The organism is Mucilaginibacter sp. McL0603 (genome assembly GCF_049992945.1).
In the GTDB taxonomy this organism is placed as follows: Bacteria; Bacteroidota; Bacteroidia; order Sphingobacteriales; family Sphingobacteriaceae; genus Mucilaginibacter.
In genome coordinates, this window is record NZ_CP188251.1 from 2,827,760 (window position 1) to 2,849,850 (window position 22,091).

10 protein-coding genes are annotated in these 22,091 nt (G+C 38.5%); 8 read left to right on the forward strand and 2 right to left on the reverse strand.

Annotated features, from left to right (window positions below):
- Nucleotides 1–33: 33 nt before the first annotated feature.
- The 4 genes from ACPPVU_RS13210 to ACPPVU_RS13225 all read left to right on the forward strand — a co-directional run bounded on the left by ACPPVU_RS13210 (nt 34) and on the right by ACPPVU_RS13225 (nt 10,328).
- Nucleotides 34–1,656 (forward strand): DUF6377 domain-containing protein, encoded by a 1,623-nt coding sequence (locus ACPPVU_RS13210; protein ID WP_426666979.1) that lies wholly within the window; start codon nt 34–36, stop codon nt 1,654–1,656.
- 638 nt (nt 1,657–2,294) lie between these two features.
- Nucleotides 2,295–5,387, forward strand: coding sequence for a SusC/RagA family TonB-linked outer membrane protein (locus tag ACPPVU_RS13215; protein ID WP_426666980.1), 3,093 nt, complete (start codon nt 2,295–2,297; stop codon nt 5,385–5,387).
- Between the two features lie 18 nt (nt 5,388–5,405).
- A complete protein-coding gene (locus tag ACPPVU_RS13220; RefSeq protein ID WP_426666981.1) occupies nt 5,406–6,944 on the forward strand; it encodes a RagB/SusD family nutrient uptake outer membrane protein in 1,539 nt (512 codons plus the stop codon).
- An 84-nt stretch (nt 6,945–7,028) separates the two neighbouring features.
- Entirely contained in the window at nt 7,029–10,328 is a 3,300-nt protein-coding gene (locus ACPPVU_RS13225) for a VCBS repeat-containing protein (protein WP_426666982.1), read from the forward strand.
- A 56-nt stretch (nt 10,329–10,384) separates the two neighbouring features.
- Here ACPPVU_RS13225 and ACPPVU_RS13230 read toward each other — a convergent pair whose 3' ends face one another.
- Entirely contained in the window at nt 10,385–11,341 is a 957-nt protein-coding gene (locus tag ACPPVU_RS13230) for a hypothetical protein (RefSeq protein ID WP_426666983.1), read from the reverse strand.
- A 370-nt stretch (nt 11,342–11,711) separates the two neighbouring features.
- Here ACPPVU_RS13230 and ACPPVU_RS13235 point away from each other — a divergent pair, with 370 nt between their 5' ends.
- From ACPPVU_RS13235 to ACPPVU_RS13250, 4 genes are read left to right on the forward strand one after another with little or no spacing between them, the layout of a single operon-like run.
- The gene (locus ACPPVU_RS13235; protein WP_426666984.1) at nt 11,712–14,906 is read left to right on the forward strand and encodes a VCBS repeat-containing protein; all 3,195 of its coding nucleotides are present in this window, start codon (nt 11,712–11,714) and stop codon (nt 14,904–14,906) included.
- On the forward strand, nt 14,906–16,939 hold the full coding sequence (locus ACPPVU_RS13240) for a glycoside hydrolase family 65 protein (protein WP_426666985.1): 2,034 nt from the start codon (nt 14,906–14,908) through the stop codon (nt 16,937–16,939). The genes ACPPVU_RS13235 and ACPPVU_RS13240 overlap by 1 nt, the downstream gene beginning before the upstream one ends.
- A 20-nt stretch (nt 16,940–16,959) precedes the next feature.
- Nucleotides 16,960–18,285, forward strand: coding sequence for a vanadium-dependent haloperoxidase (locus ACPPVU_RS13245; RefSeq protein WP_426666986.1), 1,326 nt, complete (start codon nt 16,960–16,962; stop codon nt 18,283–18,285).
- A 31-nt stretch (nt 18,286–18,316) separates the two neighbouring features.
- A complete protein-coding gene (locus tag ACPPVU_RS13250; RefSeq protein WP_426666987.1) occupies nt 18,317–19,495 on the forward strand; it encodes a glycoside hydrolase family 130 protein in 1,179 nt (392 codons plus the stop codon).
- Nucleotides 19,496–19,736: 241 nt separating this feature from the next.
- Here the strand turns inward: ACPPVU_RS13250 and ACPPVU_RS13255 are convergent, their stop codons facing one another.
- A complete protein-coding gene (locus ACPPVU_RS13255; RefSeq protein WP_426666988.1) occupies nt 19,737–22,070 on the reverse strand; it encodes a DPP IV N-terminal domain-containing protein in 2,334 nt (777 codons plus the stop codon).
- Between the last annotated feature and the right edge of the window lie 21 nt (nt 22,071–22,091).

Genomic DNA, 22,091 nt, shown 5'->3' on the forward strand with positions numbered 1-22,091 from the left:
ATAGATTTAGGCATCTAAAATACCGATTTCGATATGAGAATTTTTTTTATAATCCTATTCTTGTCATTTTTTGGATATACAGGCTACTCATCTGCAAAAACAGATAGTCTTTTAAATCAATTAAAGATCGAGCTTTCCAGGAAAAAAATATATGACGATCAGAAAGAACTACGGATTAAGAAATTGAAAGCGAGATTAGAAGCCGCCCCCAAAACAAATTACAATTTACAGTATGATATTTGCGGAAATTTGTATGAAGAGTATAAAGTTTATCAATTCGATTCAGCTTATGTTTATACGCAAAAGCTGCTTTCAATAAGTAAAATAACAAATAATGCAGCTAAACAATCTGATACCAAAATGAAGGTTGCTTTTCTTTTACTATCCTCTGGGATGTTTACGGAAACATTTGAAAGCCTTAACGAGATTAACACACATTTGCTTAATGACAGCTCCAGGTTGGAGTATTATTCATTGAAAGAACGTGCATATTCTGATCTGGCCGAATACAATAGCGATAAAAACTATACACCATTTGATAATGCTCAATCTGTCAAGTATTTAGATTCGGCTATAGCCTTATCCAAACCAAATTCGTTTGACATGCTCAGGCATCTTGGAGACAGGCAGATTAGAACGGGGCATGCAGAAGCGCCCTCACAATATTATCTTGACCTCCTTGATCACTATAATCTGACAGTGCATCAGCGTGCAATGTCAGCCACGGCTTTAAGCTCGTTCTATCTGGGGCCCGGGCATGCTGATGATAGAATGGCTCTTTTAGCCACTGGAGCTATAAATGATATTCGATCATCAACAAAAGAAACTCTGGCTATTTTTAAATTAGGTCAGGAGTTGTATCTGAAAGGAAATATAAAGGATGCTTATACATTTACACAACAAGCAATGGATGATGCCGATTTTTATGGAGCAAGACTGCGTAAAATAAAGATAGGGGCGGTTTTGCCTGTTATTGCGGCACAAATAAACATTAATACTGAAAAAGAAAAAGATAAATTCCTGGTTTATTTTTTGTTGATTGCTGTAGTTGCTATATTAATATCACTGGTATCATTTATCGTGTTCATCCAACTAAAAAGGCTGAAAGTCAAGGAGAAGGTGATAGAAGAAAAGAATGTACAGCTTGAAAAAATAAATGATAAGCTAATAGAAGATACCCATATTAAAGAAGAGTATATAGGTTACTTTTTCAATGTAATATCCGGGTATATATTAAAACTTGAAAAGCTTAAAAGGAATGTAGAGCGGAAAGTATCAATAAAGAAATACGATGATATACTGTTATCTGTCAATGAAATTAATATAAAAAAAGAGAGAGAAACCCTATTTTATACGTTTGACCACATCTTTCTTAAGATATTCCCCAATTTTATAAACACGTTTAATTCTTTGTTTAAAAAAGAAGACCAAATATGGCCCAAAGACAATGAAGTACTAAATACAGATCTGCGCATATTTGCTCTTATGCGCCTGGGAATCAATGATAACGAAACTATTGCCAATATCCTGGAGTATTCTGTAAATACAATTTATGTTTATAAGATGCGTATTAAAGCCAAGGCCCTTGTTCCCAGTGATCAATTTGATCATAAAATTATGGATATAAAGGCGGTTGAAGTGCTTAACAAATCCTGATGTTAATGCTCTTTTAATTCATCTTATTTCATTATCCGCCACTTTTTCAATCCTTTTTGAAAATCAATTTTAGTTAAATTAGTACCTGAAAGAGTTAAATTAATACCCTAAAAGGCTAAATTTAGTTTATATTTTTTTGCAATCATTGATTTATAATTTCTTGATTGTCAATATATTAAATAAATAATAAGCCTTTTTTGTTTATATTCTATAAAAATAGCTATGTTTTATTGTAACGTATTTATTACTTTGCTTGTAATAGGTATAAGATGTAATTAAAAAAGTTGCTTTAGATTTTATAAAGTTGTAACTTAGATTGCATCGGAATTACCCTAAATAACCAATTAACCAAATAATATTTTTAACGGCACTGTTTGTGCAATGCAATCATTTGTTTCAGTTTAACAATTTGATGCTTTATAATTTCATATAACTTGGATTTACAAGTGGTGGATTTTACTTTATTGTTAAAAAAAATTATAAACCAAATAAATCAAATGAAAGATAAGAATAACATACCTCCATAACAGATCAGCGAGTGTAGAACTGTTATATAAGAATATTTATATCTCAAAATATTTATAACACGATACAGAATGCTAAGTAACTAATCAATTAAACCGTTCAACCCAAATTTTATGAATTTTAAAAATTTACTCAAAGTAAGTTGCTTTATGTTCCTATTATGTTTATTTGCAATGCCCGTTATGGCGCAAAACGTAGTGGTTACAGGTAAAGTAACTGATTCAAAAGATGGCTCGCCTATACCAGGCGTATCCATTGTAGCAAAAGGCTCAACAGCCGGAACCGTTACTGATGTCAATGGTCTTTTCAAATTAACAGTACCATCATCAGTTACAACTATTTCCGTGTCTTTTGTAGGTTATAATAAAAAAGATGTACTCTTAACCGGTGCTCCATTAAACATCGGATTAGATGCTTCAAGCACCTCACTCAACGAAGTACTGGTAGTTGGTTACGGTACGCAACGTAAAAAAGATGTAACCGGTGCCGTTGTCAAAGTCTCCTCTGCTGATTTTGTGCAGGGGATGACTACAAACCCATTACAACAATTACAGGGTAAAGCAGCAGGTGTAGTTATAAGTACAAATAGTGGGGATCCAAACGATAACCCGGTTGTACGTATCAGAGGTACAGTATCACTATCTGGTGGTAATGATCCGTTGTATGTGATCGACGGAGTTGCCGGTGCAGACATCCGTAGCGTATCGCCAAACGATATAGAGTCCTTTGACATCTTAAAAGATGCTTCTGCTGCAGCTATTTATGGTTCACGTGCCTCTGGTGGTGTGATCCTGGTTACCACTAAAAGTGGCAAGGCTGGCAAAGCACAAGTTACTTTCAATGCGTATATAGGTTCTGAGTCTCCTGAGAAGCTTCCTAATTTTATGGACAGAACACAATACCTGGCCGCATATCAGGATTTTTATGGTAAAGCAATGGCAACTGGTACAACAACTACAAGCGACCAGGGTGCTAACACCAACTGGTTTAAAGAGATAACCCGTACTGGTTTTACGCATAATGAGAACATCGCCCTATCGGGAGGGACTGAAAAAAGCCATTACAGAGCTTCAGCTACTTACACCGATCAGGATGGTATTGCCATAAACTCCTATAGAAAGGATTTAAACGGTCGTTTTAATTTCGATCAAAAAGCTTTGGATGACAAATTGCTCATCACGATCAATGCATCTGGTTCACATACCTCCGCAAATATTACTGATAAAAATGCTTTCCTTAACGCTGCTGCCGTTCCTTCGGTAATACAGGTTATGGATCCTGTTAATCCCGGTTATTATCAATACATTAATAATACGCAGGAGAATAACCCCGTTCCACAGTTGAAGTATTTAGATAATAAACGATACAATGATCGTCTTAATGGTAAAATACAACTGGATTATACTTTGGCAAAAGGGTTAACCATTAGTCCTTATGCTAGTGTAGCTCATGGAGTAGGTACCTTTTTAATTTATTATCCACCTGCGACTGCCCTTAGCCCTGTAGGAAGCCTTGTTAATGCTACAGGCGATCCGCTAGGGTTCACTCCGCAATTATCTGGCCATGGAGATGTTGACAAGGGAGAGCAGGATTATACTAATTCAACTTACGGTGCAACCGCTAATTATAAAGCTACTTTTGGCAAAAGCAGGATCAACATACTGGGAGGTGCTGAAAACTATACTGAGTCGTTTTCACAATTTCGTGTAGGCGCTCATGATTTTAATGATATCTACCAGCCTGAAATAAATATTGGTTCTGCAAATAGTATATCAACAGCAGATATAGCTTCTAACGCAGGCCAGTATAAACTAAAGTCTTTTTTTGGAAGAGCAGAATACAACTTTGCTGATAAGTATAACTTTACTGCAAACTTAAGGTATGACTGGTCTAACAAATTAGGATTAGATAACCAATCAGGTGTTTTCCCTTCATTTGGTGCTTCGTGGACAATCAGTCAGGAAGATTTTATGAAAGGTGTGCAGTGGATAAGTTCATTAAAACTTAGAGGCAGCTACGGTTCAGTAGGTGATCAGGCCGGTATTAATGATTATAACTCTCAGTTCTTATTTGGTCCCCTGGTACTTAACGGTACATCTAAACTATATTACGATGGTGCAACAGGGAAATATCTTCCTGCTAACTTTTCTATCCAAAATCAAAATAGTGCTTTAAGATGGGAGGTGGTGACCAGTACTGATATCGCAACCGATTTTAGTTTATTCAACGGCAAACTGAACGGTAGTTTTGATTGGTATTACAAAAAAACCAACCACTTGTTATATCCGTATACTGTACCAACGGGTGGTCAATACTTTGTTTCAACAATATTGGCTAACATAGGCAGTATGAGTAATACAGGTATCGAATTTAATTTGAACTATAAGGCCGTTAGCAACTCTGATTTCTCATGGACGCCGGGCATCAACTTCGGTCTTAACCGCAACAAGATTCTTAACCTTTCAGGAACGTTGAATAATACAACATTCAATGTTACGCAGGCACAAGTGGGAAGCACTTCTGGTTTGGGTATAAGCGGCGCCATATCAAATATCGCCTATTTAAAAGTAGGTTATCCGGTAGGTACCTTATTATTACCAGGATACGCAGGCCTAACTTCCGACGGGCAACAACAATTTTGGAAATATAACGCTGATGGCTCAAGAACAGCAACTACTGATGTAAGCCAGCTTAATTATGCTGATAATGGAAGCACCCAGGACAGGCAATTCTATTCTACTGATCCTAAATTTACTTATTCCATTAACAACTCATTTACCTACAAACAATTTGATTTAAATATTTTCATGCGGGGTCAGTACGGTAGCCATGCTTTCAACGAAGCAGCTATGGACTATACCAGTTTACAAAAATTAGGTACTTATGCAGTAATGGCTGATGCTACTCAGTATGGAATTAAAAGCCCCTCACAACCATCTACTTTTTGGTTACAAGGGACATCTTTCCTGAAGATACAAAGTGCAACATTAGGATATAACTTAAATTTAAAAGATAACAGGTATATCGATAAATTACATCTCTATATAGCAGGTAACAACCTGTACACTTTTACAAAGTATAAGGGTGTAGATCCTGATATAAATACCGCTGTAGCGCTAACAAGCAGTACGCAAGGTATTGATACAAGGCAAATTTATCCGCGTGCCAGGGAGATATCATTTGGTGTTAATCTAATATTAAAATAAATTATAAATTTTATTATAATGAAAAAGAAACATTTATTAATTGCAGCGGCTCTTTTGGTTGGTGTAGGCTTTTATTCTTGTAAAAAGCAATTAAATCCAACCAAAGATGCTGTTACGGAAAGTCAGGCAGCGGGTAGTCCTGCTTACCTTAAATCGATTGTATTGGGTACCTACACACAGTTGCAGGGGATAACAGGGAATACCAATATGTTATTAACCTCAGAAGAAACCACAGATGCCCTGATCGTTCCTCAACGTGTGGGAGGTGACTGGTCTGATGGTGGTGAGTGGTCAACATTATGGCTGCACACTTATCAGCCCGGACACGCCAACGTTTCAAGTTCCTGGGATAACTGCTATAATGCAATAGGCCAGATAAACATCACTATCGGCCTTTTACAGGGTTTGCCTGAATCACCTACCTCCACATATTCTATTGCGGAGTTAAGAGCATTACGTGCGTACTATTATTATTTGCTGGTTAAAAATTTCGGACAGGTTCCTTTACTTAAGTCATCTACTGATGACGCGAGTACAATACCGTCCAGCAAGGCAGTTGATGTTTACAATTTCGTGGTGGCAGAGTTGAAAGCAACGGCACCTGCGTTAAGTGACAAAACACCGGCACAAGATCCAAGCCAGTATGGAAGGCTTAACAGATGGGGAGCTTATTTTCTACTGGCAAAGGCTTATTTAAACCAAAATGTAATTACCGGGTCAACAGACAATGCCGGCTTTACATTATGTTCTTCTTTGTGTGATTCAATCATGACTGCCGGGTATTCGTTAACACCTAATTTTCTTGATAACTTTTCAAGCAATAATACTGGTTCACCTGAGAATATTTTTGTAATTCCTTATGATCATATTTATGCTCAGGGTTTGCAGATACAGATGATGACCTTCCACTACAACCAGGCTGCTAAATACAATTGGGGAAGTACAGGAGGACCTTGGAATGGTTTCTGTGCTAATGCTGATTATTATGGTAAATTCAATAACGCAGATACTCGTAAAAAAGGATGGCAGGTAGGCCAGCAATACGATGCTGATGGAGTTACCCCATTAAAAACACGTGGAAGTGACGGCTCTTTGCCGCTTGATTTCGAACCAACGATTAGTACTTTAACTAATGCGCATGAATTCGAAGGTGTACGCCAGCAAAAATGGCAGATCACTCCTGGCTATCAAAGCATGGATGCTGATTATGCATTATTCCGTTATTCTGATGTGCTTTTAATGAAGGCAGAATGTGTTTTACGTATTTCCAACGATGTAACCGGCGCATTAGGCTATATAGCACCAGTTAGACAAAGAGCTGGTCTTGCTAACTTTAATGCAGGTACTTTCAATGCAGACAGTCTTTTAGCAGAAAGAGGACGCGAATTTGTATGGGAAGGCTGGAGAAGAGAAGATTTAATACGTTTCGGACATTTTGCAGATAAAAAACAGTTCAAGCCTGTTGATGCTGATAAACACTCTCAATTGTTCCCGGTTCCAACTGAGGCGATACAGAAAAACCCGCATCTATCTCAAAATCCTGGCTATATTCAATAGACAATATTGAACATAGACTAAATAATAATAATGGAGTGGCGATTAAATTGCCACTCCATTTTAGTTCTGTATATTTATTCCCCTATGCGATTAAATCATCTAAAATTACTTTTACTACTATTTACTTCGTTTTGTATTTCCTGCAGGCAACAGAAACAATCCAATCCGGATGACGCTTTGTTTCAACTACAGCCATCCTCCCAAACAGGCATCACTTTTAATAATAAAGTGATCGATGATGGTGAATTTAATGTATTTAATTACCGCAATTTTTATAATGGAGGCGGAGTAGCCATTGGTGACGTAAACAATGATGGCAAACCGGATATTTTCTTTACCGCTAACCAGGGGCAAAATAAGCTATACATAAATAAAGGGAACTGGAAATTTGAGGACGTGAGTGGGAAAGCCGGGTTCAAAGACACTAAAAAATGGCACACCGGTGTAACTATGGTTGACATTAATGGTGATGGCTGGTTAGATATTTATATATCAAATAGCGGCGGATCAAAAGACGCTGACCGTGCAAATGAATTATACATTAATCAAAAAGACGGGACTTTTAAAGAAGAAGCTGCAAAATATGGCCTGGCCGATAAGGGATTATCTACCCAGGCCATATTTTTTGACTTCGATCATGATGGGGATCTGGATTGTTTTGTGTTAAATAATAGCTACCGGCCAATTGAAAGTTTTGGATATGACAGAGACCTGCGTAATATACGTGATCCTCAAAATGGAGACCGATTCTACAGAAATGATAATGGGCATTTCGTCGATATAAGTGCACAGGCAGGGATTTATGGCAGTGAAATCGGCTTTGGTTTAGGAGTAACGGCAGGGGACCTCTTTAATAGCGGCTGGGACGATATGTATGTATCAAATGATTTTTTTGAACATGACTATGTATATAAAAACCTGCATAATGGCAAGTTTAACGAAGTGAGTGATACCGCGATCAGGCATATGAGCTTGTCATCAATGGGATCGGATATGGCTGATATCAATAATGATGGCTATTTGGATGTGTTTACTACTGATATGTTACCCGAAAATGATTACCGTCTAAAAACAACAACCAAGTTTGATGAGTATGATATTTATAATGCTAAATTAAAAAACAGTTTTCATCATCAGTTTACCACTAACTGTTTGCAATTAAATAATGGGGATGGCACTTTTAGTGAGATCGCCAATTTGGCAGGAATAAATGCTACCGACTGGAGTTGGGGCGCACTTGCTTTCGACTTTAATAATGATGGCTGGAAAGATATTTTTGTAAGTAATGGTATCAGCAGGGATTTAACCAACCAGGATTTTCTGGCCTATTTTAGTAGCCAGGAGGTAATGGGAGAAATCAGGAACGGTGGATTCAAAGCTAAAAAGCTATTGGACAAGATGCCCAAGACCCCAATTACCAGCTATGGTTTCGTTAACCAAAAGAACCTGCAGTTTAAAAATGAGAGCATTCCTCTGGGATTTTATACGCCCAGTTTTAGTAATGGAGCAGCTTACGGAGACCTTGATGGTGATGGTGATCTTGACCTGGTGGTGAATAATGAAAATGGCCAGGCTTTCATTTATAGAAATATGACCTCGGAAAGAACTCATGCCCACTACCTGAAAGTGAATTTGAAAGGTGCAGGTATGAATACTCTGGGCGTTGGTGCAAAAGTCACCATTTATACGAATGGCACGCAGCAATTAATTGAACAAATGCCAACCCGGGGATTTGAAAGCAGTGTCGAACCAGTGTTAGACTTTGGGGTTGGTACTTACAAAACGGTTGATAGCCTTAGAGTAGTGTGGCCGGATATGAAGATGCAGATATTGAAAAATATCCATACCAATGCAACAATCACTCTAAAACAATCAGATGCCAATTTGAAATTCGTCCCTTCTGATCCCGGTTTAAAACCGTTGTATAAAAATGTAACCTCAACAAATATCAAAGGGGATATTTATCATAAAGAGAATGATTATAAAGATTTTGATGATCAAAGGCTGATCCCTAAAATGCTATCTACTGAAGGCCCAAAACTGGCTGTTGCAGATATAAATGGAGATGGGCTTGAGGACTTTTTTGTTGGAAGTGCTACTGGCGATATCGCAAAACTATTTATACAACAACCTAACGGTACATTTATCCAGAAAAGGGAATTTGCCTTTGAACAGGATAAAAGCAGCGAAGATATAGGGGCATTATTTTTTGATGCCGATCATGATGGAGATATGGACCTGGTAGTAGTATCGGGAGGGAATTTGGAGAAAGAAGGCTCACTCAATTTATTAGCCCGATTATACATCAACGATGGTAAAGGTAACTTTACACGCAAATTAAATGGGTGGCCTATTGTTTCAATAAATGCCTCATGCGTAAGATTGAATAGTAACAATGGTGATCTGTTTATTGGCGGCAGAAGCGTACCGGGTACATACGGAATCATACCGTCGAGTAAATTGTTGAAGAATGATGGGCATGGCAACTTTACTGATGTCACTACAACCATAGCGCCGGAACTACAGAAATTAGGAATGGTAACTGATGCGCAATGGGCCGATATTGATGGATCAGGGAGAAATTCTTTGATTGTTGTTGGCGACTGGATGCCTGTAACTATCCTTAAATATGTTAATGGGAAACTTCAAAAATCAATCGAAATACCCAATTCATCCGGCTGGTGGAATTGTCTGACGGTTACGGATCTGAATGGAGACGGAAAACTTGACCTGGTTGCAGGGAATACAGGTTTAAATTCAAAAATAAAAGCTGACGAAGGACATCCGGCTAAATTATATATTGCTGATTTTGATAATAACGGCCAGGTAGAGTGTATCCCGGTATATTATAAATCAGATGGCAAAGCTTATTCGATTAACCTGCATGACGACATTATAAAGCAACTTCCTATATTAAAAAAGAAATTCTTAAGATATGATGTTTATGCAGGTAAAGGCATTGAAGAAATTTTTACGCCTGAAGTATTAGAAAAAGCTTCAGTACTCAGTGTCACTCAAACCCAAACTTGTGCATTTTATAATAATGGTAAAGGAGAATTTAACATGAAACCGTTACCGATAAGGGCACAATTTTCACCAGTTTATACCATATTGGCAACAGACATAAACAATGATGGTATTAAAGATCTGTTTTTGGCTGGCAATTTTTATGGTTTGAAACCCGAAATAGGCAGATATGATGCTAATTATGGTGTCTCACTATTAGGAAATTCAAAACATGGATTCGATTATTTACCGAATATCAAAAGCGGACTTTTTGTATTGGGTGAAGTTCGGGATGCTGCCACTATCAATACCAAAAACGGAAAATTTATCATTGTTGCCCGCAATAATGATGCTTTGCAACTATTCAAAGGAAATTAAACGAGAATGGCCTGAATTGCTGTTTTAGAATTCAGGCCGTTCTTTTAATAATATTATTAGAAGTAAGAAGGAAAAACTACCTGGATATTTATTCTGTCAGTATCTGAAACAGGCAGCTTATTATCAAGATATGTTTCGAATGGTATTAATGCCAACTGATATAAGTGGGAAGCAAAATACTCTTTCATACCGGCATATACTTTTCCGCGTTGATCAAATCGTCCTTTATACTCCCCAATATAAAAAGTTCCCCCTTTAGGCATTCTTGAATAAGTGATTCCGTTTTCAGAATTAACTTTCTTGTTTATGAATATACCTATTTTTACTTCTGTTGAATCTTTGCCTTTTGGTAAAAATTGAGCAATTAATGGTCGTGTCTGTTTAATATCATGATGTGTTTTGAGATATTGCTGTAACAAAGGCAACATTTTTGAAGCTTCACTAAATTTATCTTTTTCAAGAACTTCTCGGTTAATCACAATAAGACTGGTATCTGATACTTTGGTTCTGAAAATTTTACAACCATAGCGTAAACTGTCGGTTTCCATAAAGTTTTTAAGATCGTTAATGTGTGTGTCTTCAAAAGAAGTGGTACTAACCTTTCCGACCAGGTAATTGAAAAGATAAGTTTTTTTGTCTACTGTAACCGATGACTTGTTCAGGAATTTATCATAGATAGGGGTAACCGTATAGCTGTAATTCGCAATTTTGTTATTCCATCTGTCATGAATAAAAAATGTATACCCTTTTGATCTTACATTTAACTCGTGATCTTGATATTTTAATTGAAAAAAACTAGAGCCATCTTTCTTAATGGCAATTTTTGCTGAGTCAATAAGAAAAACTTTGTTCAGATCTGGTCTCCATTTTTCCCAATTTGAGGGTTCGGAAAGATGGTTAAATACCGTTAAAAAAGGAGCCTTAACAGAAACCGTTATTAGTTGTGTAACTGGAATAAAACATGCTGCAAAAACTAATACGAATAAGGATAATACAATGATTTTTTTCTTCATCTAAGTTTAGTAGGGGAATAACTCCTAAAGTATAGAAAAAAAACGGTTTTTGAGTATGTGAGGGCAATATTCGCACAGTTTTTTTTAATGGCTTTTATTGCCTCTGAGCTTGCTTTACTTATTTTTAATTGATATTTTTAGTGCTGCCAAATACCTAAAAATTTATAACGATGAGACCAGTAAGCTTCTATAAAAATACCCATTTCCTGCATGCTTGTTTATTTCTGTCCCTCCAAAAATAAGGGTATTATAAATGATCAATAACTTTATCCGGTATAATTTAAACAGGAAGATTTTTCATTTATTTCTTTTAATATTTTTAATAGTAATCCTAGCTTCTTCGTGTAAAAAAAAGGAAACTGAGTCACCATTGTTTCAGTTGCTTCCTGCGGCACAAACTAACATCCATTTTGTAAATAAACTGAGTGATAGTGATAAACCAGGAATATTAAATTACCTGTATTTTTATAATGGGGGTGGGGTAGCTATTGGCGACATTAATAATGATGGACTACCGGATGTTTATTTTACATCCAACAAAAAAGGTGGGAATAAACTCTACCTGAACAAGGGCAACTATCAGTTTGAAGATATTACAACAAAGGCCGGAGTTGTGGGCACTGCAGACTGGTGTACCGGTGTAACTATGGTTGATATAAATAATGATGGTTACCTGGATATTTATGTTTGTGCTGTTGCCGGGAAGCTTGGGTTAGAGGGGCATAATATGCTTTATGTCAATAATCACAATGGTACATTTACCGAAAGATCAGCCGAGTATGGATTGGATTTTTCGGGCTATTCAACACAAGCTGCCTTTTTTGATTACAATCATGATGGTAAGCTGGATTGTTTTTTACTAAATCAATCAAACCACTCGGTTGAAACTTATGGAGATACCAGTCTTCGCAGAAAAGTTAATAATCTGGCCGGAAGTAAGTTGTACGAAAATCAAAATGGACATTTTACAGATGTAACAATAAAATCAGGTATTTATAGTAGTGCATTGGGCTATGGTCTGGGAATATCTATTGGTGATCTGAATAATGATGGCTGGGACGATATTTACGTGGGTAATGATTTTCATGAAAATGATTATTACTACATCAATAATCACAACGGTACTTTTACTGAGGCTGGGGCTAAGCATTTTAATCATTACAGCCGTTTTAGCATGGGTAATGATATTGCGGATTTTAACAATGATGGTCAGTTAGATGTCGTTACTGCAGATATGTTGCCGCCAGATGAGAATGTTCTAAAAACTTATGGTGGTGATGAGTCTTACGATCAGTATAAACAAAAGATCGTAAACGGCGGATTTCAATATCAATATTCACGTAATTGTCTTCAAAAAAACCTTGGTAATGGAGAAGCATTCAGTGAGGTGGGTTTGATGGATGGTGTTTATGCAACAGATTGGAGCTGGAGCCCGTTGCTTGCCGATTTTGATAATGATGGCATAAAGGATTTATTTATAGCTAATGGCATAAAACGGAGACCTACCGACATGGACTATGTAAGTTTCATCTCCAACTTTGCGGTTCAGAATATGCTTAGCACTTCTCACCAGTTAGATAGCACTGTGGTAGATAAAATGCCTGGCGGCGAATCACATAGCTACATCTTCAAGGGCGCAAAAAGTGAGAAATTTATTGATAAAAGTGCACTATGGGGATTAAGAGACACCATGATCTCAAATGGAGCTGCTTATGTTGATCTGAATAATGATGGACATCTTGATCTGGTAACCAACAACATGAACCATGAGGCATGTATCTACAAAAATGTATCAAAAGGGGCCAATTATATTAGTTTGAAATTTGCAGGTACCGAAGACAATCACTTCGGAATTGGAGCCAAAGCGTATGTTTTTTGCGGTAAGCAAATGCAATATGAGCAGTTGATGCTCACCCGTGGTTTCCAATCTTCGGTTGAACCTAAACTGCATTTTGGCTTAAGTGACAAACAAAAAGTGGATAGTTTATTGGTGGTATGGCCAAATCAAACTTATCAGGTTATCCGGAATATCAAAGATGATAGGCTTTTAGTGATAGATCAGAAAAATGCCAACGGGCATTTTAATCATAATCAATTTTTTCCATCACCGAAACCCGTATTGAAAGATATAACCGCAGACCTTAATTTGAAATGGAAACATGAAGAAAACTATTTTGTCGATTTTAATCAACAACTTCTTATTCCGCACATGCTTTCGGCAGAAGGACCGCGTATTGCAGTTGCAGATGTAAATCATGATGGGTTAGAGGATTTTTATGTTTGTGGTGGAAGAGGTCAGCCCGGCGCCTTATTTATTCAAACATCAAATGGTGGGTTCAAGACGTCTGCGCAACTTGCTTTCATTAATGATAAGGAATGCGAAGGTGTAGATGCTGTTTTCCTGGATGTAAACCACGATGGTTATCCTGATCTGTATGTGGCAAGTGGGGGTAACCAGTTCCCCGACGGATATCCTGAATTAGCTGATCATCTATATATAAATGATGGCAAAGGTAATTTTAAACTGTCTAATGATATTCCATCTATTAAGGTAAATAAATCAGCCGTAGCAGTTGCCGACATAAATCATGACGGTTACCCTGATATTTTTATAGGTGGTGCACCCGATGCGCGCGCCTTTGGTAAAATACCACAATCGTACCTGTTGATGAACGACGGGCACGGGCATTATCACCAGGTATCTATTCCCGATGAATTGAAGTATGCAGGTATGGTACGATCTGCAGCATTTGCCGATCTGGATGGCGATGGCTGGCCCGACTTGGTTGTGGCTGGTGAATGGATGCCGGTAAAAGTGTTCATGAACAAAAAAGGAAAGTTCACCCAGCAACAGAATGATGAGATGAATAATCTGACAGGCTGGTGGCAGCGCATAACTCTTGCAGATGTTGATGGAGACGGAAAAGTAGATATCATCGCCGGAAACTATGGCTGGAACTCTAAGCTCAAACCAACAGCAACAAACCCTGTGAAATTATTTCTGTCGGATCTGGATAAGAACGGGACAGTCGATCCTATACTAACTTATAGCATCGATCAAAAAGATTATACATTTTTAGGAAAAGGAGAGATCGAAAAGCAAGTGCCACTGATCAAAAAGAAATTTTTATACTATCATGAATTTGCCGGCAAAACGGTAAATCAAATATTTGGCGACTCTTTGAACAATAGACCGTGGATTGTGAATTCATTTACATCCGGAATATTCTATAATAATGGGAATGGCAATTTCCAATTCAAAGCCTTACCGTCCTCTATGCAGGTTGCACCGCTTTTTGGTTTTGCAGCATTACCGGGTAAAGGTATACTGGCAGGTGGTAACTTCTCGGGTGTATTACCTTATGAAGGTAGGTATGATGCTGATTTTGGCGATTTATTACTAATAGATAAAGGGAGAAATGTTAAATTTATTTCACCTGTTTCCTCAGGGTTCTTATTAAGAGGTGAAGTAAGAGATATTAAAGCAATAAAAACTGCAAAAGGAATTATTTATGCGGTTGCATTTAATAACAAGCCGATTGAGTTTTTTAAACCAAATAACTGATGATGAATAAAATATATACATTACTGTTGAGCCTGGTACTTGTTGGAAGGACAGTCCATGCACAGAATGAATGGGTGATAAAAGCTGATAAAATCGATCCGGCCAACTATTATGGTGTTACGGTAGCTAATGGTATGATCGGCATAGTATCATCGCCCGAGCCTTTTAAAGTGAAGAATGTAGTACTTGCAGGTGCTTATGATCTATATGGCCGTGGCCGTGTAAGCAATTTCCTCAACAGCTTCAACCTGTTAAATATGTACCTTGAAATAAATAACAAGCGCATTGATGCTGGTAACATTAGCAACTTTAAGCAGGAGTTGGATATGCGACACGCCTCATTTACAACAACCTTTGATTATGGCGATGAAGCATCAATAAAATATACTTATTACTCACTGAGGCATTTACCTTTTACAGTATTGATGGATATTTCAATTACTGCTAAAAAAACTATAAATATTACAGCTGCCAGCATAATGGAAGCGCCTGATGCTTTAAAGGATGTACAAAATTATTATAATGAGATAGACAGGCCGCACGTAACTGTCAGTCTGCTTACATCTACAGCAAAAAGCCCTACCGGTAAATTGCTGCTATGTGCATCAAACACCTTTTTATTTAACGAAGTACATGGACAGGAGCCACGTGTAATACACGAGATGTGGGATAACAATATGCACCTGATGAAATTTAGCAAAACCATTGCTACTGGACAAACCTATCAATATGCTGTCGCAGGGTCGTCTATTACGTCGGCGCATGATGCTGATCCGCTTAACCAGGCTGAACGTTTAACAATGTTTGCCAAATTGGAAGGGCGTGAGCGACTGATCCAATATCACGAAAAAGCATGGGATGATCTTTGGAAAAGCGACATCAAAATAGAAGGTGATCCACAATCACAACAGGATGTGCATAGCATGTTATATCACCTATACTCATTCTCCCGTGCTGGAACTGCATATTCACCATCACCGATGGGCTTATCGGGCTTAGGCTATAATGGTCACGTATTTTGGGATGCTGATCTGTGGATGTATCCGGCATTGTTGGTGTTACATCCCGAGATCGCAAAATCTCTTGTAGAATATCGCTACCAAAGGTTAGCCGTAGCCAAACAAAATGCTTTTTCTCATGGGTATAAAGGTGCTATGTTCCCCTGGGAAAGTGCCGATAGCGGAGTTGAAGAAACACCTGTATGGGCATTAAGTGGACCCTTTGAGCACCACATTACAGCATGCGTCGCACTAGCTGCATGGAACTATTACTGTGTTACACAGGATAAACAATGGCTGTTGGAAAAAGGATGGCCCATATTATTGGCAACCGCTGATTTTTGGGTAAGCCGGGTAGAACGCAATGGGCCAGGTCACTATGACATCAAGGATGTAGTAGCTGCCGATGAATGGGCAGAGAATATTGATAACGATGCCTTTACTAATGCTGCTGCAAAAGCAAACCTGCAAAATGCTGGTCTGGCTGCAAAAATATTAGGATTAAAAGCCGACCCTGATTGGGAAACAGTTGCTCAAAATATTCCTATATTAAAAATGGATAATGGTGTAACCAAAGAATTTGAAACCTACAAAGGGGAGGGCATTAAACAGGCGGATGTTAACCTGCTGGCATATCCCTTAAAAACAATAACCGACCCTGCACAAATTAAAAAAGACCTGGAGTATTATGAAACCCGTGTACCCAACGAGGGGACACCTGCAATGACGCAGGGAATATTTACTTTATTGCATTCAAGATTGGGCAATGGTGATAAAGCCTATCATTTTTTTAAAGACGCTTACGAACCTAACTTAAATCCACCATTCAGAGTTATTGCTGAGACAAAAGGAGGGACTAATCCGTATTTTGCAACAGGTGCCGGAGGTATCTTACAGAGTTTATTGATGGGTTTTGGTGGATTGGATATAACATCAAAAGGTATAGAACAGGTTAAAAGCAAGCTGCCGCCTAACTGGAAATCAGTTACAATAACTGGGGTAGGGGTTGAGAAGAAGACATATATTATTAAGTGACCAATTTTTACTATTATATTATGAGACGTTTTTTATTTTTTATGCTGGTGCTCACGGTTGTTTTTACATCATGTAAAAAACCTGATTATAAAAATATTCTGCATGATCCCGCTTTGTATAGCCGTACCGTTCATGAATTGAATGGTGTTGTAATGGGTAATAATTTTACCCCCGTTGTAGCGTCACGTAACTATGCTTACGCATCAATAGCGGGTTATGAAGTAATCGCTGCTGGTGATCCCGGTCATTATAAATCACTTGTTGACCAGCTTAATGGTTTAACAAAGGTAGCCAAGCCTGCACCTAATCAGGAAATTGATTATGAATATGCATCATTATTGGCTTTTTGCAAAGTGGGTGAGGCAGTAACCTTTCCTGAAGGAAGTTTGAAATACTATACTGATAGCCTGCACCAAATAGCAGTAACACATGGAATGCCAAGTGAGGTGATCACTAACTCAGAAAATTATGCAAAAGCAGTTTCAGCATCTATTATGGCCTGGAGCAAAAAGGATAACTACCTTAAAACAAGAAGCATGTCTAAATTTTCAATCAATGACTCGGCCTGGAGATGGGTACCGACTCCTCCGGCTTATTCGGAAGCGGTAGAACCTCATTGGAGTGAGATCAGAACGATGGTTATGCACAATGCTAAAGAGTATAGCGTACCACCGCCACCAGTTTTCGACGTTAAAAACAAGGATAGCAAGTATTACAAAGAAGTAATTTACATCAAAAATTCGGTTGACAGCCTTACTGCTGAACAAGCGCATATAGCAGATTTTTGGGATGATAATCCGGGTAAATTAAATGTATCCGGGCATGTGATGTTTGTGACAAAGAAGTTTTCACCACCGGGCCATTGGTTAAGTATTGTTGGTATAGGTGCTAAAAAAGTTAATGCTGATTTTAATACTACCGTATGTGCTTATGCAAAAACATCCATAGCATTATTTGATGCTTTCATTGAATCATGGACCGCCAAATACATTTATAAAACTGCCCGTCCCGAAACAATCATCAACAAGTTTTTTGATCCTAACTGGAGACCGCATCTTCAAACACCGCCTTTTCCTGAATATACTTGTGGTCATTGCACTATATCAGCTTCAGCAGCCGAGGCGCTTACAAGTGTGTTGGGTGATAAGGTGGCGTATACCGATACTTCGGAACTTGAATTTGGGATAAAAAATCGTTCATTCAAATCATTCAGGGACGCAGCAAACGAAAATGTGTGGGCCAGGTTTTATGGTGGTATCCATTTTCATAATTCATGTGTGGTATCAAATCACTTTGGAAAAGTGATTGGTGATTCGGTAGTTTGGAAATTAGTAATGAAAAAATAAGATCAACTATAGATATTAAAATTATAATATAATGAATCGGATTTTACAGTTTCTTTTTGCCGGAATTTTAACAATATATGGTTGCACCAGCAATCATCAAACGCACTCAAATACCGTTGCAAAAGTTATTTCTAAAATCGATTCACCCCAAAGCTGGGCGTTGCTGCCATTTACAAGGATTGATAATGTAAACCCGGTTTTGAAACCAGGAACCGGTAGTTTTATCGATCCTATATTAAACCAGAAAGTTTTTTGGGAAGAAAAAGATGTATTTAACCCTGCAATTGTACAACGGAATGATACCGTATACATGCTCTATCGTGCCCAGGATAAAACAGGCAAACCGGGAGGTACGTCCCGGATTGGTTTGGCAATAAGCACAGATGCAATTCATTTTACACGTATGCCTCTACCTGTTTTTTATCCTGAAGATGACAAGTATAAAAAGTTGGAATGGGAGGGAGGCTGCGAAGACCCGCGTGTAGTTGAAGATAGCCAGGGAACTTATTATATGACCTATACAGCATTTGACGGCCAAACGGCCAGGTTACTAATAGCAACATCTAAAGATCTGCGGCATTGGGAAAAACATGGAAGTGTATTTGCAACTGCCTATGATGGTAAATATGCTGATAAATGGAGCAAATCAGGCTCCATTGTTTCCATTTATAAAAACGGAAGGATCATTGCGACTAAAATAAATGGCAAATACTGGATGTATTGGGGGGACACACAAATATGGTGTGCAACATCGGATAACCTGATCGATTGGACTCCAGTTGAAATGAAACCAGGTGAACATCCCCCGGTAAAGCTAAGGTCACAGGCATTGAATATGCCACAGCTAAAAGTTGTATTACCAACGCGCAATGGTAAGTTTGATAGTGACCTTGTGGAATCTGGCCCGCCGGCTATGATTACGGACAAAGGAATTTTACTAATCTACAATAGTCGTAATATGCAAGCATACGGAGATCATTCACTACAGGACGGGACTTACACTGCTTCACAGGTGCTATTTGACAAGAACGATCCTACAAAAGTTCTGAAACGTATGGACACCTATTTTATGAAACCTGAAAAGCCTTATGAGCTTACAGGACAGGTTAACCAGGTATGTTTTGTGGAAGGGCTAACACAATTTAAAGATAAGTGGTATTTGTATTACGGAACAGCCGATTCAAAAATAGCTGTGACTTGTAAACCTTAAAGAAATTAATAGTTTACCATGAACGAAAGTATCATTGCTTCCGGTAATACCTAGTCTTATCCATGGTAGAATGTTCTAAATGTTAGTAATAGGTAGTAGTTCGTTATTGCCTGGGACAGTCAATTCTTAATATGGTTTTTATATTTTATTAAATTAACTTGATAGACACCAAATCACTATCAAATAAAAAGAGCCGTTCACCAATTTAAAAACGGCTCTTTTGTGCTTCGTATTTTATATATTATTTAACAATATTTCGTGGATCGGACTTAGACTTTAACTGGTATTCCTGTGGTGGTGTAGCACCCAGAAGATTCTTTACAAAATAATCCCAGCGACGGCGCATCATGTATTGTGAAAAACCACCATAGCCGTGTGCACTGTTAGGGAATACCACCAGATCATAATCTTTATTTGCCCGTTCCAAAGCCTCGACTACAAGTAAGGTGTTTTGCGGTGGCACGTTATTATCCATTAAACCGTGGGCAAGCATTAATTTGCCCTTTAGATTTTTTGCATAATTTTCATTTGCCTGTGCTTCGTAGTTGGAATTGCTAGCCAAACCATCATAACGTTCGCCCCAATCATCCTCATAATTGCGGTTATCGTGATTGCCTGATTCTGAAATACCAACTTTAAAGAAATCCGGATAACGGAACATAGCTGTTGCTGTAGCAAAACCACCACCCGAGTGACCCCAGATACCTACACGGGTAGTATCCATATAAGCATATTTATTAGCCAATTGCCTGATACCGGTGATCTGGTCAGGCAGTGTGTTTTCGGCCATGTTGCCATAGCTCATATCATGGAAGCTTTTAGACCGCAATGGGTTGCTTGTGCCTTCTATTTCCACTACTATAAAGCCTAACTCAGCAAGCGCCTGGTTATCACCACGTGAGGCTGCAAACGACCAGCTGCCTATGCTGCCTCCCTGCGGACCGGGGTAGATATAGTCTATAATCGGATACTTTTTATTATGATCAAGATTAGTTGGGAAATACATCAGCCCATATAGGTCTGTTTTTCCATCGTGTGCTTTAACTTTTATAGGCGTAGGTGCAGTCCATCCTGTTGCCTCGAGCCTTGAAACGTCTGTTTTTTCAAGGTTAGTGATCAACTTTCCATTCAAATCACGTAGTACAGTTATAGCAGGAACATCTGGTTTGGAATAACTGTTGATAAAATAATTACCCGAAGGTGATAACGTGATTGAATGATTTCCTGGCTCCGGTGTAAGAATAGCAAAGTGTTTACCATCAAAGTCTATCTTGCATAATTGACTGAAATAAGGATTCTCATCCTGAAGCCCATCGGCGATAAAGTATATAACGCGATTTTTTTCATCGACTTTTAGCAGACGGGTTACAACCCAATTGCCTTTGGTAATCTGATTTTTAAGTTTGCCCGTTAAAGCATCATACAGATAAAGATGGCCCCAGTTGTCTCGTTCAGAAAACCAGATGATCTCATTGGTTTTCGAAAGGTAGCGCCAATTGATCTCGCCCCATCCGGATTCATATTGAGTAGGTACTGATTCTTCAAATATTTCGCGGACCGTGCCTGTTGCGGCATCCGCTATACGTACTTTTTCGATCTTATGATCACGCGAAGTAGATGCAAAAGCCAGTTGGGTAGCATCAGGGCTCCAGTCCACATCATCAAATGTTCCGCTGCTGGCAATATCATCGCTGAGTGTTGCCCTGTGTGGATCAGGTGCAACCTGGATGTTGATTACTTTGGGCTCATCCACATTAATAATGACACGCTGGATTGTAGGGATTTCTTTATCACCCGGCAACGGGTATTTCCATGATTTTAATGTTGGCTTACCCACATTGGTGGTAACCAGGTACATATCGCTTACATTGCGTTGGTCTTGTTTAAATGTGGCGATCTTTTTTGAGTCTGGTGACCAACGCAGGATGGGGCCATCACCGCTCTTCCAGCCAGCGTTATCAGTTGCATAGCCGAAATCTTTGATACCATCAGTTGTTAATTGAACTTCTTTACGAGTTTTGGCGTCACGCACCCACAGGTTATAATCTTTTATAAAAGCTTCCCAGTTACCATCCGGAGAGGCAACCTCAAGGCCGGTTTGTCGTCTTCCCAGTGCTCTTGCAGTTTTTTTCACAGGAGGAGAATCATCCTCAGTGCATTTATACGTTTGCAGATCACAACGCCATTGTTTACCATTGGCCTCAAAAATGATCGACTTTTCATCAGGTGAATAACTGAAACTTTGGAACGGCAGCATGGCGGCTTCATACTGTTTACCTACTGCTGTCGAAAGTGCAGCAGCTAATTTTTGCTGATCAAATGCAGCGGTACGTAACTTTTTAGCCGGGTCAACCATTATGAATTCACTGCCCTGTGCTGTTAAAGTACGATACCAGAATTTATCACCTGGTAGCCATTCGGGACGTACGCCGTTGTGATCAATAAGTTGTTCGGTATTGTAGTTCAGAAAGCTTTCGGCATGCTCATAATCTTTTGCAGTAAGCTTGGGGCCCTGCTGAGCGATAGCCATTGTCGTCCATGCAAAAAGTGGCACAGCGAGTAATAATTTGTTCATGTTAATCAGTTTATATCAATC

Coding starts and splice junctions, on each gene's coding strand:
- ACPPVU_RS13210 (WP_426666979.1), top strand. CDS start 34: ATGAGAATTTTTTTTATAATCCTATTCTTGTCATTTTTTGGATATACA.
- ACPPVU_RS13215 (WP_426666980.1), top strand. CDS start 2,295: ATGAATTTTAAAAATTTACTCAAAGTAAGTTGCTTTATGTTCCTATTA.
- ACPPVU_RS13220 (WP_426666981.1), top strand. CDS start 5,406: ATGAAAAAGAAACATTTATTAATTGCAGCGGCTCTTTTGGTTGGTGTA.
- ACPPVU_RS13225 (WP_426666982.1), top strand. CDS start 7,029: ATGCGATTAAATCATCTAAAATTACTTTTACTACTATTTACTTCGTTT.
- ACPPVU_RS13230 (WP_426666983.1), bottom strand. CDS start 11,341: ATGAAGAAAAAAATCATTGTATTATCCTTATTCGTATTAGTTTTTGCA.
- ACPPVU_RS13240 (WP_426666985.1), top strand. CDS start 14,906: ATGATGAATAAAATATATACATTACTGTTGAGCCTGGTACTTGTTGGA.
- ACPPVU_RS13245 (WP_426666986.1), top strand. CDS start 16,960: ATGAGACGTTTTTTATTTTTTATGCTGGTGCTCACGGTTGTTTTTACA.
- ACPPVU_RS13250 (WP_426666987.1), top strand. CDS start 18,317: ATGAATCGGATTTTACAGTTTCTTTTTGCCGGAATTTTAACAATATAT.
- ACPPVU_RS13255 (WP_426666988.1), bottom strand. CDS start 22,070: ATGAACAAATTATTACTCGCTGTGCCACTTTTTGCATGGACGACAATG.